This window comes from Afifella pfennigii DSM 17143 (assembly GCF_000688515.1).
In the GTDB taxonomy this organism is placed as follows: Bacteria; Pseudomonadota; Alphaproteobacteria; order Rhizobiales; family Afifellaceae; genus Afifella; species Afifella pfennigii.
In genome coordinates this window covers 74,271-90,012 of sequence record NZ_JHZK01000003.1, presented here as the reverse complement: position 1 = coordinate 90,012, position 15,742 = coordinate 74,271, and the positions used below count along the sequence as shown (strand labels likewise).

16 protein-coding genes are annotated in these 15,742 nt (G+C 65.5%); 6 read left to right on the top strand and 10 right to left on the bottom strand.

Features of this window, described 5'->3' with window-relative positions:
- Positions 1-272: 272 nt before the first annotated feature.
- Together Q331_RS0103730 and Q331_RS0103725 are read right to left on the bottom strand one after the other, a co-directional pair.
- Positions 273-1,172, bottom strand: a complete 900-nt coding sequence (locus tag Q331_RS0103730) for a PhzF family phenazine biosynthesis protein (RefSeq protein ID WP_026379566.1) — start codon at positions 1,170-1,172, stop codon at positions 273-275.
- A 28-nt stretch (positions 1,173-1,200) separates the two neighbouring features.
- Positions 1,201-2,445 carry a cation:proton antiporter gene (locus Q331_RS0103725; RefSeq protein ID WP_026379565.1) on the bottom strand — a complete coding sequence of 415 codons (1,245 nt, stop codon included), beginning with the start codon at positions 2,443-2,445 and terminating at the stop codon, positions 1,201-1,203.
- A gap of 204 nt (positions 2,446-2,649) precedes the next feature.
- Here Q331_RS0103725 and Q331_RS0103720 point away from each other — a divergent pair, with 204 nt between their 5' ends.
- Positions 2,650-2,901, top strand: a complete 252-nt coding sequence (locus Q331_RS0103720) for a PilZ domain-containing protein (protein WP_026379564.1) — start codon at positions 2,650-2,652, stop codon at positions 2,899-2,901.
- 57 nt (positions 2,902-2,958) lie between these two features.
- Here Q331_RS0103720 and ilvC read toward each other — a convergent pair whose 3' ends face one another.
- Positions 2,959-3,978, bottom strand: a complete 1,020-nt coding sequence (ilvC, locus tag Q331_RS0103715) for a ketol-acid reductoisomerase (protein ID WP_026379563.1) — start codon at positions 3,976-3,978, stop codon at positions 2,959-2,961.
- Between the two features lie 426 nt (positions 3,979-4,404).
- Here ilvC and Q331_RS0103705 point away from each other — a divergent pair, with 426 nt between their 5' ends.
- Together Q331_RS0103705 and Q331_RS0103700 are read left to right on the top strand one after the other, a co-directional pair.
- Positions 4,405-5,700 carry a radical SAM/SPASM domain-containing protein gene (locus Q331_RS0103705; protein ID WP_026379562.1) on the top strand — a complete coding sequence of 432 codons (1,296 nt, stop codon included), beginning with the start codon at positions 4,405-4,407 and terminating at the stop codon, positions 5,698-5,700.
- Positions 5,693-5,947 (top strand): hypothetical protein, encoded by a 255-nt coding sequence (locus tag Q331_RS0103700; RefSeq protein WP_026379561.1) that lies wholly within the window; start codon positions 5,693-5,695, stop codon positions 5,945-5,947. The genes Q331_RS0103705 and Q331_RS0103700 overlap by 8 nt, the downstream gene beginning before the upstream one ends.
- Positions 5,948-5,997: 50 nt before the next feature.
- Here the strand turns inward: Q331_RS0103700 and Q331_RS0103695 are convergent, their stop codons facing one another.
- The 3 genes from Q331_RS0103695 to Q331_RS0103685 all read right to left on the bottom strand — a co-directional run bounded on the left by Q331_RS0103695 (position 5,998) and on the right by Q331_RS0103685 (position 9,696).
- Positions 5,998-7,020: a hypothetical protein gene (locus Q331_RS0103695; RefSeq protein WP_026379560.1), complete on the bottom strand. Its 1,023-nt coding sequence runs from the start codon at positions 7,018-7,020 to the stop codon at positions 5,998-6,000.
- Positions 7,021-7,029: 9 nt separating this feature from the next.
- A complete protein-coding gene (locus tag Q331_RS0103690) occupies positions 7,030-8,394 on the bottom strand; it encodes an MBOAT family O-acyltransferase (protein WP_026379559.1) in 1,365 nt (454 codons plus the stop codon).
- Positions 8,395-8,559: 165 nt separating this feature from the next.
- Positions 8,560-9,696 (bottom strand): ATP-dependent DNA helicase, encoded by a 1,137-nt coding sequence (locus tag Q331_RS0103685; protein WP_026379558.1) that lies wholly within the window; start codon positions 9,694-9,696, stop codon positions 8,560-8,562.
- A 274-nt stretch (positions 9,697-9,970) separates the two neighbouring features.
- Here Q331_RS0103685 and Q331_RS23375 point away from each other — a divergent pair, with 274 nt between their 5' ends.
- Positions 9,971-10,573: an NYN domain-containing protein gene (locus tag Q331_RS23375; RefSeq protein ID WP_084174723.1), complete on the top strand. Its 603-nt coding sequence runs from the start codon at positions 9,971-9,973 to the stop codon at positions 10,571-10,573.
- Between the two features lie 40 nt (positions 10,574-10,613).
- On the opposite strand, the gene Q331_RS0103675 is transcribed toward Q331_RS23375, so the two are convergent.
- On the bottom strand, positions 10,614-11,051 hold the full coding sequence (locus tag Q331_RS0103675) for a hypothetical protein (protein WP_026379557.1): 438 nt from the start codon (positions 11,049-11,051) through the stop codon (positions 10,614-10,616).
- Positions 11,052-11,396: 345 nt separating this feature from the next.
- Here Q331_RS0103675 and Q331_RS0103670 point away from each other — a divergent pair, with 345 nt between their 5' ends.
- Positions 11,397-11,714, top strand: coding sequence for a hypothetical protein (locus Q331_RS0103670; RefSeq protein ID WP_026379556.1), 318 nt, complete (start codon positions 11,397-11,399; stop codon positions 11,712-11,714).
- Positions 11,715-11,837: 123 nt separating this feature from the next.
- A complete protein-coding gene (locus tag Q331_RS19850) occupies positions 11,838-12,269 on the top strand; it encodes a cysteine rich repeat-containing protein (RefSeq protein ID WP_156953253.1) in 432 nt (143 codons plus the stop codon).
- 65 nt (positions 12,270-12,334) lie between these two features.
- Here the strand turns inward: Q331_RS19850 and Q331_RS0103655 are convergent, their stop codons facing one another.
- From Q331_RS0103655 to Q331_RS0103645, 3 genes are all read right to left on the bottom strand, one after another.
- The gene (locus tag Q331_RS0103655) at positions 12,335-12,928 is read right to left on the bottom strand and encodes a LysE family translocator (RefSeq protein ID WP_026379555.1); all 594 of its coding nucleotides are present in this window, start codon (positions 12,926-12,928) and stop codon (positions 12,335-12,337) included.
- 89 nt (positions 12,929-13,017) lie between these two features.
- On the bottom strand, positions 13,018-13,614 hold the full coding sequence (ilvN, locus tag Q331_RS0103650; RefSeq protein ID WP_156953252.1) for an acetolactate synthase small subunit: 597 nt from the start codon (positions 13,612-13,614) through the stop codon (positions 13,018-13,020).
- A gap of 51 nt (positions 13,615-13,665) precedes the next feature.
- Complete coding sequence (locus Q331_RS0103645; RefSeq protein ID WP_026379553.1) at positions 13,666-15,426, bottom strand: acetolactate synthase 3 large subunit; 1,761 nt, start codon at positions 15,424-15,426, stop codon at positions 13,666-13,668.
- Positions 15,427-15,742 lie beyond the last annotated feature (316 nt).

Sequence of the window (15,742 nt, the reverse complement as noted above, 5' to 3'; positions counted from 1 at the left end):
TACCTGGAGGCGCTGAACGTTTCACTTCAAGGTTCGCTTGATCCCCTGAGTGTCCGCCCTGCGCAGCTTGACAAGCCCGGGCTGTCGACGCTCAGGGGCGCCTAAGGAGAAGCAGGTCGAGCGGAAGGGCCGTGTCGCGCAAGGCGCGGCCGGCCGCCAAGGCGCTGCGATGTGTCGCTTCAAAGCGCATCGTTGTGGCGTCTCGCTCGTATCCGTTGCGTCTATTTACGCCCGCTCGGGTAAAAAATCAACGAAGGCCCGCCCGGACCGGCTCAGGCGCTGAGCATGCCCTCCATCACCCTGACCGCGCCGCCGCCGATGCGCACATTGGCAAGGCTGGCGCGGCTGACGGTGATCTCCAGGCGGATGATCGAGGGCCTTCCCATCTCGTAGCCCTGCTCGATCAGGATGGCGTGGTCGCCTTCCGTCGGCTGGTCGAATTTCAGCACCGGCCCGGCGAAGGCGGCGGCCGCCGAGCCGGTCGCCGGATCTTCCGCGATACCGGCTGTCGGCGCCAGCATGCGGGCGCGGAACTGGTGGTCGTGGCCTTCCGGGTCGCGGCAATAGAGAAACACCCCGTCCTTCTTGAAGGTCGCCTCCCAGGCCGGCGCGATCGCCTCCACGGCGGCGAGCGCGGCGCGGTTCTGCACCGGGATGAAGTAATAGGGCACGCCCGCCGACCAGACGCTCGGCCGGTGATTTTCGAACAGCAGCTCGCCGCTGGTCAGCCCGCAGGCCGCCGCGATCGCATCGGACGAAGGGGCCGGGCCGATCTCGGCCGGCAGTTTGGGGCAGTCGAACTCGGCGAAGCCGGAATGGTCGAAAAGCCTGACGCCGCAGCGCACCGGGCCGATCGCCTCCTCCAGCACCACCACCGCGTCCTGCTCGCCCTCCGGTTCGCCGAAGCGCTCCGCCGCCAGGCACACGGCCGCGCCCACCGTCGGATGGCCGGCGAAGGGCAGCTCGCAGGCCGGGGTGAAGATGCGGATCTTCGCCGAATGCGCCGGATTGTCGGCCGGCTCCACGAACACCGTCTCCGACAGGTTGAATTCGCGGGCGATCGCCTGCATGGCGTCCTGGGCCAGGCCCTCCGTATCGAGCACCACCGCCAGCTGGTTGCCGGCAAGGGCTTTCTCGGTGAAGACGTCGTAGATTCGGTAACGGCGCTGCATGTGGCTCCCGATCGCTGCTTAGCCGGACCTAGCGGAAGACGACCCGGCGCACCAGCCCACCGATGGTCAGACCCTGAACGACGACGGAAAAAACCACCACCACATAGGTCGCCACCAGGATCGGATCCTTGGCCGCGCTCGCCGGCAGCGACAGCGCCAGCGCCACGGAGATGCCGCCGCGCACGCCGCCCCAGGTCAGCACCGGGATGGAGCCGGCGGTGAAGGTGCGTTTGAGCGACAGCAGCGTGATCGGCACCAGGACGGCGACGAACCGCGCCATCAAGACGAGCGGGATGGAGGCGACGGCGAGCCCGGCCAGCGAGGGATCGATGGCGATGATGACGACCTCCAGCCCGATGAGCAGGAAGAGGACGGAATTGAGCAATTCGTCGACAACCTCCCAGAAGCGGAAGAGATAGCCCTTCGTCTCCTCGCTCATCGCCATGCGCTGTCCGCGATTGCCGACGACGAGGCCGGCGACGACGACGGCGATGGGCCCCGACATGTGCAGCGCCAGCGCCATCGCGTAGAGCCCGGTGACCAGCGCCAGGGTGATGAGGATCTCCATGGCGTAATCGTCGATCGAGCGCATCAGCCGCACCGCGGCCCAACCGCCGGCGAGACCGAGGAGCACGCCCCCGCCCGCCTCCAGAAGGAAGATCTCGCCGATTTCGATCGCTTGCAGCTCCCCGCCCCCCGCGGCGATCGCCACAAGCACGGTGAAGACGACGATGCCCACGCCGTCGTTGAAAAGGCTCTCCCCGGCGATCTTCACTTCCAGGCTCTCCGGCACGCGCACCGATTTCAGGAGCGACAGGACGGCGACCGGATCGGTCGGGCTGATCAGCGCCCCGAAGACCAGCGCCCAGGCGAGCGCGATATCGACGCCGAGCCAGCGCGCCAGGAAGAAGAAGCCGAAGCCGACGATGGCGGTGGAGATGACGACGCCGAGGCTGGCCATCAGCCCGACCGCCCATTTCTCGTCGCGCAACAGGCCGATATCGACATGCATGGCGCCGGCAAACAAGAGGAAGGCCAGCATGCCGTGCATCAGCGTCTCGAAGAAATCGACCTGACCGACGATGCCGGCGAAGGCCTCGCCCACTTGCATGCCCGGCAAGAGCGCGTCGAGCGCCAGCACCGCCAGCGAGGCGCCGAGCGCCATGACGAGCATGGCGATGGTGTGCGGCAGCCGGATGAAGCGCTCGTTGAGCCAGCCGAACAGCGCCGAGACGACCAAGAGCAGCGCCGAAATATCCAAAAGACTGAGCATCGCCTCCCCCCGGGGCTTCAATTCTGTGCGGTTTATTGCTCCCTGGCGCCGCATCTGCTGCGCACCGGGCCGAAAATGCAAGCACTGCGAGCGATCCATGCTCGCAATAACGGGCGGATCGACCGTCAGAATTGGCGTTGCATTTACGCTTCCTGAACGGCCCTCAGCTTAGGATGGAGCACCTAAGAACAGGAATGTAAAACGATGGAAGGACAGGAAAAGCGCTCTCAGCATCGGGCCAGGGCCTTGAAGGGTGCCAAGATCGTGCTCAACAGCCGGCATTCGACGATCGACTGCCTCGTGCGCGACCTCTCCGAAGACGGCGCCAAGCTGAAGGTGGAAGACCCCCTCAACGTGCCGGAGAGCTTCGAGCTCCTGATGGGCGCCGATGAGAGCCTGCGCCGTGCGCGGGTGATCTGGCGCGAGGGGCAGTTCGTCGGCGTCAAGTTCGAATGAACTTCAATGAAAAGGGGCGCCGCGGCGCCCCTTGACGGTTCAGGCCTTCCGGAAGGCTCAGTTCTTATCTTTGTCGACGAGCTGGTTCGCCTTGATCCAGGGCATCATGCCGCGCAGCTTGTCGCCCACTTCCTCGATCGGATGGGCGTCGTTGAGACGCCGCGTCGCCTTGAAGCGCGCCTGCCCGGCCCGGCACTCCGCCATCCAGTCGGAGGTGAACTTGCCGGTCTGGATGTCCTTGAGGACGCGGCGCATCTCCGCCTTGGTCTCCTCGGTGACGATGCGCGGGCCGGAGACGTACTCGCCGAATTCGGCCGTGTTGGAGATCGAGTAGTTCATATTGGCGATGCCGCCCTCGTAGATGAGGTCGACGATGAGCTTCACCTCGTGCAGGCACTCAAAATACGCCATCTCCGGAGCGTAACCGGCCTCCACCAGCGTCTCGAAGCCGCCGCGGATGAGCTCCACCAGGCCGCCGCACAACACCACCTGCTCGCCGAAGAGATCGGTCTCGCACTCCTCCTTGAAGGTCGTCTCGATGATGCCGGAGCGCCCGCCGCCGATCGCCGAGGCATAGGAGAGCGCCAGGTCGTGGGCATTGCCGGTGGCGTCCTGGTCGACGGCGATGAGGCAGGGCACGCCGCCGCCGCGCTGATATTCGGAGCGCACCGTATGGCCCGGCCCCTTCGGCGCGATCATCAAAACGTCGATGGTGTCCTTGGGCTCGATCAGCGAGAAATGCACGTTGAGGCCATGGGCGAAGGCGATCGCCGCCCCGTCCTTCAGGTTCGGCGCGATGTGCTCGGCATAGGTGTCGCCCTGCAACTCATCCGGGATGCACATCATCAACAGGTCGCCCCAGGCGGCAGCGTCGGCGACCGACATCACCTTCAGGCCGGCCTCTTCGGCCTTCTTCGCCGAGGCGGAGCCGGGACGCAGAGCAATCGCCAGCTCCTTGACGCCGGAATCGCGCAAATTCAGCGCATGGGCATGGCCCTGGCTGCCATAACCGACGATGACGACCTTTTTGTCCTTGATGAGATTCACGTCCGCATCGCGGTCGTAGTAAACGCGCATGAGGCCACCCTTCCTGAAGGCATGAGAGCCGGCCCGCATGGCGGGGCCGGATGATGAGATCGGCGGCGTTCTAGCTGGCGGATGCGTCAGGGGCAACCAGGGGCTTGCCGCCCCTCCCGCGGTTGCGCCGTCAAGGCCAGCCCTCGCCTCCCAAGAGCGCGCGCCTGCCGGCCGCCCATCCCCGCCGGGCGCCCTCCCCGAAGGCCGACTGCTCTTGCGCATCAACGGCAAAGAAAATCAGCATATCCAATAAGTTGCCTACCAAAAACAAAGAAAAAAAACACAATTGTCAATAAATCTTCATATATGATAGGAATATACTTCTAAGATGAACATCTTTACTTCTGATTTCATGCATGATAACCCTACGTAAACAAGAAGACATGATGCGTCTTGCGCATGTCATCAAGAGCGGGATTCTGTCAAATGGCGCGCTGGTCCAGCTACAATATCTTTGCGCCGCAAGAAGATGGCGCCGCCCTGTGCTTCAATGCGCGCACCGGCGCCATCCTGCGTCTCGACGCGGCGCGCTACGCCGAAATCCTCCGCGAAGAAGACCTCGACGACGACGTCTTCGCGTTGTTTTTCGAACAGGGCATCATCGTGGAGGACGACACCGACGAGATCGCGCTCATTGAGGCGCGCCACGAGGAGGCGCGCGGCGACCCTTCCTCGCTCTCCATCACCATCGAGCTGACGGAAGCCTGCAATTTCCGCTGCGCCTATTGCTATCAGGCCCACGCCAAGGAGCATCTCACCGAGGAGGCGGAGCGGCGCATCGGCCTCTTCCTCGCCCGCAAGCTCGATGAGCTGAGCCATCTGCATATCAACTGGTTCGGCGGCGAACCGCTCACCCGTCTGCCGGTGATGCGGCGCCTGGCGACCCGGCTCGCCGCGCAGGCGCGCGAAAGCGACTGCCGTGTGACCCAGCATGTCACCACCAACGGTTATCTCTTGACGCCGGACGTCGCCGCCGAGTTGAGGGAGCTCGGCATCGGCAATGTGCAGATCACGCTCGACGGGGCGCGCGCCGCGCACGACGCCTCGCGCCCGCTCGCCTCCGGGCTGGGCAGCTACGAGCGCGTCCTGGCCGGCTGCCGCAACGTCATCGACGCCGGCATGGAGCTGCTGGTGCGCATCAACCTCACCCGCCTCAACTGCGATACGGTGGAGGAATTGCTCGACGACCTCATCGCCCACGCCATCACGCCCGACAAGGCGGCGATCCATGTCGTGCGCGCCGTCGATCACGGCAATCTCGGCGAAGGCCCGGCCTCCATCTGCTTCCGCAATGCCGAATTCGCCGAGCGCTGGGGCCGCATCCTGGAAAGCGTCGCTCAGCGCGGCTTCGGCACGCCCTCCGTGTCGCCGATTGCCTACAACTGCCCCTTTGACCTGGAGCAGGCGGTGATGATCGGCCGCGACGCGAGCCTGCGCCAATGCTCTTCCACCGACGGGGTGATCGCACAGATCGGGCCAGACGGCGAGGAAGTGAAGGCGGGCGGCGCCTATCAGCGCATCAAGACGCACCGGCCGACCGACGACGCGGGCTGCCGCAGCTGCCGGTTCCTGCCGCTGTGCATGGGCGGCTGCGCTTATCTGCGCGAGCGCGGCGAGGAGGCATGCAATCCGGAGCGCTACATCATGCCCCAGCTCGTGACGCTCTATGCGCGACAGAGCTCTCCTCAAGAAACGGAGAGGATAGGAGGAAATGATGGCTGATCTTCAGACTGCGCTCGACACCACCGTCAATTGCTGCAACGGCCGGGTCGGGCGGCGCATCATGGAGCTGGCGGCGCAGGACGAGCGCTTCGCCCGGCTCGCCCAGCCGACCGGTATCGAGCTCGTCCAGGCGGCGGCCAAGGCCGGCCTTGCCGCTTCCGATACCGTCAATTGCTGCAACGGCCGCGTCGGCCGGCAGATGAACCTGAAGGATATCGTGGCCGAGCTTTCCGCCACGGCCGAATGATCGGCGGCGCCAAGCCGTGCTGAGTTGGAGGCCTCGCCATCGGCGGGGCCTCATTGCGTGCCGGCAAGCGCCGCCGCCCCGCTTTCGGCCGCCGCCGCGGCCATCGCGGCGATGATCTCATCGCCGACGCCGAGCCGCCAATGCAGCCGGTCCCAGTAATTCTCGTCCTTGCGCGTCATCTGCGAAGGCACGCGCAGATCGACATAGGCCGCGCCGTGGCGCCCGGCGAGTTCGGCCACCCGCCGCTTGCATTCGCCCTCCCGCGCCGCCTCGCGCGAGCCCGGCACCGGCTGGGCGGCGACATGCACCGGCATGAAGGCGAGGATGACGGTCGAGCCAGGCGCCCGCCCCAGGATATCCTGAAGCCATGAAAGAGCCGGGAAGCGCCAGGCCGCGCGCATGGCCGCATCGGCCGCGAAGGCCGGTTCCACCGGTCGGATCGGATGCCGGCCGTCCGGCCAAAGATGCGCCCGCGCCTTCTCAAGGCTCCAATTCGCCTCCCCGCCGGTGAAGTCGCCGAAGCCGTCGCCGTCGTAGCGTGGCCTCTCCAGCCCGAGCCAGCGCCCCACATGCCGTCCGGCGATCTCCACCGTCTTGAAGTTGAGATGATAGAAAAGCGCCGGCCACAGGCGCTCGCCGTAAAGCCATTCGGGAAAGCCGCGCGGGGTGATGCGATGCGTGTCGGCGTCGTCCGCGCACCAGACGACATCGAGGCCGACGATGAGCGTGCGCGGCGGCCCGTTCACACGCTCGAAGAGATCGAAGACGCGGTATTGCTCGAAGGCGCGGGCGGAGTTCATGGCAAGGTTGGCGAAGGAGCCTCCGAAGGTCTCTTCCAGCTCCGCCGGCCGCAGGAGCCGGCTCGTGGAGGTGCCGAGCACCAGGCTGTCATGGACCTTCCGGCGGACGATCTGCGGGTACATGTAGCGCTGGTTGACGTCCATCAGCGCCCGCTCGCCGGAAAAACCGATCGGCGAGGCGCCGTAAGGGTCGATGACGAGGACGAAGGCGAGGAGCGCGGCCAGAAGGCCGGCCGCCGTCAGGATGAAGGTGCTGGCATAGGCCTTCCACATCGCCGCACCTCAGAACTGGAAGTAGATGAAGCTGACGGGCGCGCCCTCGCCCACTTCAAGGACGGCGGCGACGAAGCCGGCGGCCGCGAGCGCGGCGACGGCGCGATAGGGCTTCAGCTGCTCGAAGGCGAAGGTCACGCTCGCGGGCCCGAGGACGGCGATGGCCGCGCCGACGGCAATCAGCGCCCAGCCCTCGCCGGGCGCTGCCCCGCCGAGCCCGGCAAGGCCGGCGAGCATCGCCGTCGCGGAAGCAAAGTCGACGGCCCGGAAGAGCACCCAGCCGATGAGCACGAAGCCCATGGTGATGGCCCAGCTCACCACATAGGGCAGGCGCACCGGCACGGCCCCGAAGCCCCGCGCCACGATGAGGCCGGCGCCATGCATCAGCCCCCAGACGACGAAGGTCCAGCCCGCCCCGTGCCAGAGGCCGCACAGCCCCATCGTCGCCATGGCGGCGAAGACGTAGCGGCGCGTCCCATGGCGGCTGCCGCCGAGGGGGATGTAGACGTAGTCGCGCAAAAAGCGAGACAGGGTGATGTGCCAGCGCCGCCAGAATTCCTGCAGGTTGCGGGCCCTATAGGGCGCGTCGAAATTGGTCGGCAGGCGGATGCCCATCACCATGGCGAGCCCGATCGCCATGTCGGAATAGGCGGAAAAGTCGAAGAAGAGCTGCAGCGAGAAGGCGAGCGCGCCGCTCCAGGCATCGCCGAGGCCGGGCGCCCCGCCGGTGGCCGCCGCGAAGGCGCCATCGGCGATCGGCGCCAGCTGGTCGGCCAGAAACACCTTTTTGAGGAGCCCGATGACGAACAGCGTCGCGCCGCGCCCGATGCGCTCGCCGAGCCCCGGGCGCAGCGGATCCTGGTCGAATTGCAGCATGATCTCGTTGTGGCGCACGATCGGCCCGGCAATCAGCTGCGGGAAGAAGCTGACGTAAAGGACGAAGCGGCGCAGCCCGTAGCGCGGCGCCACGCCGCGCTGCGCATCGGCGAGATAGGAGATGATCTGGAAGGTGTAGAAGCTGATGCCGATCGGCAGGATGAGGGCGCTGCGCGGCAAGGGCTCGCCGAGAAGCGCCTCCAGGCTCTCCACGGCGAAATCGGCGTATTTGAACAGTGCCAGCACGCCGAGATTGAGCGCGATCCCGAGCGGCAACAGGAAGCGGAAGCCCGGCCGGGCAAAGCGCACCAAGAGCCAGCTCAAGACCGCCTGGCCAAAGAGCAGCGGCAGGAAGCGCGCGTCCCACCAGCCGTAGAAGAAGGCCGAGGCGACGATGAGCATCCATTCGCGCGCCACCATCCGTCGCGCGAGCAGGAAGAAGGCGCCGAAGACGACAGGCAGAAAAAGCAGCAGGAAGACCTGCGACTGAAAGAGCAACGCGGCCGCTCCTCTGACGAGGTTTTCGCGCCGATCAGGCGGCGCGTCTTACTTTCCCCATAGCCGCTTTCATCGGCACTCACTATGACCGGATCGGCACGCGGCGGCGTCGATTCGTGCCGTCATCCTTGCAAGCGCCCGCCTCGCCCGCGCCCGCAGCGCGCCTCACTTGACGATGGTGATCTTCTCCGCCGCCCTGGTAATGGCGGTGTAGAGCCATCGCGCCCGGTTGTCGGAAAAGGCGAAGCTCTCGTCAAAGAGGACGAGATCGTCCCATTGCGAGCCCTGCGCCTTGTGCACGGTCAGCGTGTAGCCGAAGTCGAAATCGTCGAAGCGCCGCTTCAGCGCCCAGCCGGGATCGGTGTCGGGGTCCTCGAAGGCAGATTTCAGCACCCGCACCTTTGCCTTCGGCCCGCTCGGGCCTTCGTCGAGGGCCGAAAGCAGGAGCTGCAGGCCCGGCCCGCGTGGCGCCCCGACGCTGTCGACCGACCACAGGCTGCCATTGAGAAGCCCCTTCTTCGGGTCGTTCCTGAGGCAGACCAGCCGGTCGCCGAATTGCGGCAACGCGCCCTCAAAACCCTTCAGTGTCCTCAGCCGTTGGTTGTAGAGCCTTCGCGTGCGGTTGCGCCCGACCAGCACCTGGTCGGCGGCCAGCACGATCTCCTGATCCACCTCCCGCTTGGAGATGACGCGGCTGTCGCCGTAGCTGCCATAGTCGATGCGCGCCCCCTCCCGCGCCCGCATGGCAAGGTCGATGATCGGGCTCTCGCGCGCCTGGCGGTGCACCTCGGTGAGGAGAATGTCCGGCTCCGCCTCGGTGAAGAAGCCGGCACCGCCCTCCCCGGCCTTCACCGGCGGCAGCTGCCCGGGGTCGCCGAGGACGAGGATGGGCGTGCCGAAGGATAGAAGGTCGTGGCCGAGCGCCTCGTCGACCATGGAGCATTCGTCGACGATGACGAGGGCTGCCTGCGCCACCGTGCTGGAGCGATTGAGCGAGAAGGTCGGCGTCACCGTCGTCTTGCCGCTGGTCTCGTCCTCCACCGCCTCCTCGCCGCGCGGACGGTAGATCAGCGAATGGATGGTGCGCGCCTTCTCAGCGCCCCGTGCGCGCAGCACCTGCGCCGCCTTGCCGGTATAGGCGGCGAAGAGAACCTCGCCGTCGACGCCCTCGGCGATGTGCTGGGCGAGCGTCGTCTTGCCGGTGCCGGCATAGCCGAAAAGGCGGAAAATCTGCTTTTCCGGCTTCTTCAGCCATGTCGAGACGGCCTTCAGCGCCGCATCCTGCTGAGGGGAGAACTGCATCGCCGCTCCTTAGGCGAGACGGCGCGCGAAGGCCAGCCTACGGTCCTCGAGAACCCCTCTGATGCCGAGTTAGCCTCCGAGCAGCAAACGGGCTCGGCCGACCGAATAACCGCGATGCGACAACCTACCATCGCGGTTCCACATTGACCCCGCCGTATGCAGCGGCCATATAATAAGCTCAAATAGCCCCCTGTCGGACTTGGCCGGAAACGGTCCCCGGCAGGGTTTTTTTGTCGGGGGAGATCGTCCGGTGGAAGGAAGGCGTGTTTACGCTATGGCCTTCGTCGACGGACAGAACCTCTATCGACACGCCAAGGACGCGTTCGGCCACCACCATCCGAACTACGACCCGATCAAGCTCCACAATGCCGTCTGCGCTGCAAACGGCTGGACGCCTAATCTTGTGCGCCTTTACACAGGCGTTCCTGACCCAAAACACTCTCCGATGTGGGCTGGCTATTGGAGCAACCGGGTCTTAGCTTTGAAGCGAGCAGGCGTTCACGTGACAACCCGTCCGATACGCTACAATCCAGAAACCAGAGTAACACCTTCAGGCGAAGAGCTTGTCATTTACGTCCCTAAAGAGAAGGGCGTCGATCTTCGACTTGCTCTCGACCTCCTCAAGTGTGCACGGAAGCGTCAGTTTGATGTTGCGGTCCTATTCAGCCAAGACCAAGACTTAGCGGAGATCGTCGATGAGGTGAAGGAGATCGCGAAAGAGCAGGAGCGCGAGATACGGATATGCTGTCCTTTTCCTCATGGGCCGCATGCAACCTCACGGCGCGGTGTTGACCGGACGGACTGGTTCCCCATGAATCAGGCGTTCTATGATGCCTGCCTCGATCCTCGCGACTATCGCCCAGCACGTAATCGATAAACTACTTTAAGATAGCGCTGAGATCTCACAAACTCGCCAATCAATAATCTACCCTCACGCAACACCCCGTCCCAGTCACCGGGTTCGGGCTCGCCGTCTCCGCCCCCTGGTTGAAGCTCGCCGTCACGGAAAAATCCGTCACCTCGTCGTTCGGCTCCACGCAGCTTTGCCCGACGATGGAGGCGATGAGGTCGAGCGGGCCGCCGGTCGTCACTTCGAAATCGTTGGGGCTGCCCTGCAACACGCAGGCGTCGACGACGATGGGCGCCGTCTGCCAGTTCGGGTTCTCCGGATCGACGAAGGTGACAACCTGGTTGCCCGCCCCGTCGAGCGAGGTGGTGAACTGCCAGTTGGGCTCAAAGCCGCTGCACTGAAAGCGGATGTCGAGACAGGCATCGGCCGCAAGCGCGCCGGCGGCCGGCAAGGCGCCGGCAGCAAGTATCAAAGAAGACAGGATCAAGTTGAGCGAACGCCGCATCGCAAACTCCCTCCCTTAGGGACATCCAGGAGCATGTCCTTATCGCCGGACAGGATAGCACAATGGTGTCGCGAGCATGACCGCCCTGAGAGCGCCCGGAGATGACCGGCGACAATGGAAAGGCGACGCAGAGGCACCCGGGAGAAAGAACCGCCACCACTTCCGGCAACGAGAGCCCCGCGCACGGCTTACTGTCGTGAAATGACAATACGTGCCGATTATCGTGATGTAAGCTTGCGACGAAAAAGCTTGGATTTCGCCGCTTGGGCACTCCGAACTTCAAGCCGGGCGCCCTGAACTTCAAGCCGGGCACCCTGAACCGCAATAGGACGAACGGGGGTAAGCATGCGGGTTTCGGCGATCTTCGCGGCCGGTCTCGGCCTTCTGCTCGGGTTCTCTTTGTCGATGCCATCGGATGGCGGCGAGGATGGCGGCAAGGCCGCCGTCTCCATCGAGCTGGCCATGCCGTCGGCGCTCGCGCAGCCATACCACAACCGAGGCGTGGCCCGGCGGACCGCGCGGCGCACCTCCCGGCGCGTGGTCCGCCGCAATACCCTGCCGGCCGGCTGCGCCTGGAGGGCGCCCTATCATTATTGCGGCGGCGTCTATTACCAGCCGGTCGTGGAAAGCGGGCGCACGGTCTACATCGTCGTCAATCCGTAGGCAGCGTTCCAGCGCCCTCGCCCGCCGGAACGAGGCGCGGGCGGGCCTTTCCGGCGAACGGAAGATCCACAGCGGAAGATCCAAAAAAAAGCGGAAGATCCAAAAAAAGCGAGGGATACTTCGATGCCTTCATCCTTGTTGAAAGCGGCGGCGGGGCGCGCCGCCCTGGCCGCCGTTCTGCTCGTTGCCGCCATGCCCCTTTCCGGCGCCTCGGCGGCCTCCGTCTTTGAGGCCTGCTCGGAGGAACTGACGAGCTATTGCGGCGAGGTCACGCCGGGCAACGGTCGCATCGCCGCCTGTCTCTACGCCCATGAGGACAAGCTTTCGGAAGGCTGCGACGCCGCCATCGTCGAATTGGCCGACCAGCTCGACTGGTTCATGGCGAGCCTGACCGACGCGCTGCAAACCTGCGCGCCCGATATCGAGAAATTCTGCGCCGCCACGGAGCTCGGCGAAGGCCGCATCTATCGCTGCCTCGCCGCCCATCGCGAAGCGCTGGCGCCCGAATGCCAGGGCGTCGTCACCGGTATCGCCGAGCGCCTGACGAAGGAATAGGCGAAGCGGCCCTCGGATGCTGCGAGATCACACCGCGCGGCGCGGCGTCGTCCCCGGCGCTGCCCTTAGCGCAGCATCGGCCACAGCGAGGCGACGAGCGCCAGGCTCATGGCGATGTTGAACCATTTCAGCCGCACCGGATGGGCGAGCCAGTCCTTCAGCGCCGAGCCGAAGCCGGTCCACAGCACGATCGCCGGGGTTGAGGCGCAGAAGAAGGCGCCGATGACGGCGCCCGCCGTCAACAGATAGGCGTCGGGGTCGGTGAAGGCGGCGATCGCGGCAAGGCCCACCACCCAGCTCTTCGGATTGATCAGCTGGAACAGCGTCGCCTGGCCGAAGCTGAGCGGGCCGCGTCCCGTCTCCGCCTCGTGGATGGCGCGCGAGCCGGCGATCTTCCAGGCAAGGTAGAGAAGGTAGGAACCGCCGATCACCTTGAGGACGATGTAGATGGCGGGAAAGCGCTCCACCAGCGTCCCGATGCCGAAGCCGAGGGCGAACAGCAGCGCCATGAAGCCGACGATGGTGCCGATCATATGCGGCACGGTGCGGCGGAAGCCGAAATTCACGCCCGAGGCGAGCAGCATCAGATTGTTCGGCCCCGGCGTCAGCGCCGAGACGAGCACGAACAAGATGAGGGCGGAAAGGACTTCCGGCGACATGAAGGCAGCCTCGGCGGCGAGAACGAGCTGGAGCGCCCCGCGCAAGGAGCTCCCGCGGGGCGAAAGGGCTTAATGAGCAGAAAGGCGGCTCAGGAAGGCTCCGCTCCGCGCGACAGGGCGGCCACGCCCGTGCGGCAGACCTCGACGAGCCCCATGGGCTGCATGATGGAGATGAACTGCTCCACCTTGGTGGAGCGACCGGTCATCTGAAAGATGAAATGCTCCGTCGTGGCGTCGACCACCTCCGCCTTGAAGGCGTCGGCCAGCCTCAGCGCCTCCAGCCGCTTCTCGCCCTTGCCGGCGACCTTGACGAGGGCGAGCTCGCGCTCGAGCGGCTTTTCCTGGTTGCGCGCCCTTGCCACCTCCGAAAGGTCGGTCACGCGGTGCACCGGGACGAGGCGCACCAGTTGGTTCTTGATCTGCTCCAGGACCGCGCGCGAGCCGCGCGTGACGATAGTGATGCGCGACAGATGCTTCTCGTGCTCCGTCTCCGACACGGTGAGGCTCTCGATATTGTAGCCGCGTCCGGAGAACAGGCCGATGACGCGGGCCAGCACCCCCGGCTCGTTGTCGACCAGGACGGAAAGCGTATGCGCCTCCTCCGGATCGTGCCGCTCCTCGATGAAATAGGCCGAGGCGGGCGGCGTCAGGGCCGGCTTGCCGGTCATCGTCGTAGGATCGCTCATCTGTCTGGTCTCATCTTTGTCAGGCGCGAGCGCCTCGCGCCGCCGCCATTGTCACACGAGAGCCTTGCCGCCGGCAAAGGCCGCTTCCGCCTCGCTGTCGGCCTCCGCCGGCAAAATCATCTCGTTATGCGCCTTGCCGGAGGGAATCATCGGGAAGCAGTTCTCAAGGTTCGCCACCCGGCAGTCGAAGAGCACCGGCCGCTTCACCTTGATCATCTCGGCGAGCGCGTCGTCGAGCTCGCCCGGCTTCTCCGCCCTGATGCCGACGCAGCCATAGGCCTCCGCCAGACGCACGAAGTCGGGCAGGGATTCCATATAGGAATGCGACAGCCGGTTGCCGTGCAGGAGCTGCTGCCACTGGCGCACCATGCCCATATAGCAATTGTTCATGATGAAGATCTTGATCGGCAGGTCGTGCTGCACCGCCGTCGACATCTCCTGCATCGTCATCAGCACCGAAGCGTCGCCGGCGATGTCGATGACAAGGCTATCAGGATGCGCCACCTGCACGCCGAGCGCCGCCGGCAGCCCGTAGCCCATCGTGCCGAGCCCGCCGGAGGTCATCCACCGTTTCGGTTGGTCGAAATGGTAGAACTGCGCCGCCCACATCTGGTGCTGGCCGACCTCGGTGGTGATGTAGGTGTCGAGATCCTTCGTCGCCGCATAGAGCCGCTCGATGGCGTATTGCGGCATGATGACGTCGGCGTTCGGCCGGTAGGCGAGCGAGCGGCGCGCCTTCCAGGTGTCGATCTGCTTCCACCAGGCCCCAAGGTCGGGCTTGGGCGCGCGCGCCTTCCAGTCCTTCAGCATCTCGGCGAGCACCCGGCCGACATCGCCGATGATCGGCACGTCGGCGCGCACGTTCTTGTTGATGGAGGAGGGGTCGATATCGATGTGGATCTTCACCGATCCCGGAGAGAAGGCGTCGGTGCGGCCGGTGATGCGATCGTCGAAGCGCGCCCCGATGCACACCATCACGTCGCAATCGTGCATGGCCATATTGGCCTCGTAGGTGCCGTGCATGCCGAGCATGCCGAGCCAGTTCTTGCCCGAGGCCGGATAGGCGCCGAGCCCCATCAAGGTGGAGGTGATGGGAAAGCCGGTCGCGGCGACGAGCTCGCGCAGAAGCTGGCTCGCCTCCGGCCCGGAATTGACGACGCCGCCGCCGGTGTAAAGGACCGGCCGCCTGGCGCTCGCCATCAGCTCCACGGCTCGCTCTATCTGCGTCGGGTCGCCGTTGAGGCGCGGCTCGTAGCCCTGATAGGAGGAGCGGCCCTGCCCGTTCGGCCGGTAATAGGTGCCGGTGGCGAACTGCACGTCCTTGGGAATGTCGACGACCACCGGGCCCGGCCGGCCGGTGGTGGCGACATGGAAGGCCTCGTGCAGGATGCGCGGCAGCTCGGCGATGTCGCGCACCAGCCAATTGTACTTGGTACACGGCCGGGTGATGCCCACCGTGTCGCATTCCTGAAAGCCGTCGGTGCCGATGAGATGCGTCGGCACCTGGCCAGTGATGCAAACGAGCGGGATGGAATCCATCAAGGCGTCGGTCAGCGGCGTGACCATGTTGGTGGCGCCGGGGCCGGAGGTGACGAGGACGACGCCGGGCTTGCCGGTGGAGCGGGCATAGCCTTCCGCCGCATGGCCGGCCCCCTGCTCGTGGCGCACCAGGATGTGCCGGATCTCCTCCTGCTGGAAGATCTCGTCGTAGATCGGCAGGACGGCGCCGCCCGGATAGCCGAACAGGTGCTCCACGTCGTGGTCCCGCAAGGCCTGCAGGACCATTTCCGCGCCGGTCATTTCTTTACCCATCGTCCTCTCCGAATAGCCATCATCGGACTACGCTTCATTTCGGCAATAAAAAAGGCCCCCGAGGGAGCCTTGAGCGCGCACCACCTTACCTCGCGGCGACCTAGACGGCCACCCCGGCGGTGCGCGACGATACGATAAGCAGAGCTTTCGACATGCGCCGCTTCTAGGCGTATTGCCGGCAAGGGTCAAGCGAGGATCGTATCTCGGCCCTGGCGGGGGCAAGACGAGAAGACCTGCCCACTCTTGCACAATCGGCTCCCTCCGGCCAAAGATCATCGGCTGGGGGACGCGCATACGCCGCGCACACGAGTGACGG

Excerpts from the sequence above, each read along its gene's own strand:
- Q331_RS0103730 (WP_026379566.1), bottom strand. The coding sequence starts at position 1,172 with ATGCAGCGCCGTTACCGAATCTACGACGTCTTCACCGAGAAAGCCCTT.
- Q331_RS0103725 (WP_026379565.1), bottom strand. The coding sequence starts at position 2,445 with ATGCTCAGTCTTTTGGATATTTCGGCGCTGCTCTTGGTCGTCTCGGCG.
- Q331_RS0103720 (WP_026379564.1), top strand. The coding sequence starts at position 2,650 with ATGGAAGGACAGGAAAAGCGCTCTCAGCATCGGGCCAGGGCCTTGAAG.
- ilvC (WP_026379563.1), bottom strand. The coding sequence starts at position 3,978 with ATGCGCGTTTACTACGACCGCGATGCGGACGTGAATCTCATCAAGGAC.
- Q331_RS0103705 (WP_026379562.1), top strand. The coding sequence starts at position 4,405 with ATGGCGCGCTGGTCCAGCTACAATATCTTTGCGCCGCAAGAAGATGGC.
- Q331_RS0103700 (WP_026379561.1), top strand. The coding sequence starts at position 5,693 with ATGGCTGATCTTCAGACTGCGCTCGACACCACCGTCAATTGCTGCAAC.
- Q331_RS0103695 (WP_026379560.1), bottom strand. The coding sequence starts at position 7,020 with ATGTGGAAGGCCTATGCCAGCACCTTCATCCTGACGGCGGCCGGCCTT.
- Q331_RS0103685 (WP_026379558.1), bottom strand. The coding sequence starts at position 9,696 with ATGCAGTTCTCCCCTCAGCAGGATGCGGCGCTGAAGGCCGTCTCGACA.
- Q331_RS23375 (WP_084174723.1), top strand. The coding sequence starts at position 9,971 with ATGGCCTTCGTCGACGGACAGAACCTCTATCGACACGCCAAGGACGCG.
- Q331_RS0103675 (WP_026379557.1), bottom strand. The coding sequence starts at position 11,051 with ATGCGGCGTTCGCTCAACTTGATCCTGTCTTCTTTGATACTTGCTGCC.
- Q331_RS0103670 (WP_026379556.1), top strand. The coding sequence starts at position 11,397 with ATGCGGGTTTCGGCGATCTTCGCGGCCGGTCTCGGCCTTCTGCTCGGG.
- Q331_RS19850 (WP_156953253.1), top strand. The coding sequence starts at position 11,838 with ATGCCTTCATCCTTGTTGAAAGCGGCGGCGGGGCGCGCCGCCCTGGCC.
- Q331_RS0103655 (WP_026379555.1), bottom strand. The coding sequence starts at position 12,928 with ATGTCGCCGGAAGTCCTTTCCGCCCTCATCTTGTTCGTGCTCGTCTCG.
- ilvN (WP_156953252.1), bottom strand. The coding sequence starts at position 13,614 with ATGAGCGATCCTACGACGATGACCGGCAAGCCGGCCCTGACGCCGCCC.
- Q331_RS0103645 (WP_026379553.1), bottom strand. The coding sequence starts at position 15,426 with ATGGGTAAAGAAATGACCGGCGCGGAAATGGTCCTGCAGGCCTTGCGG.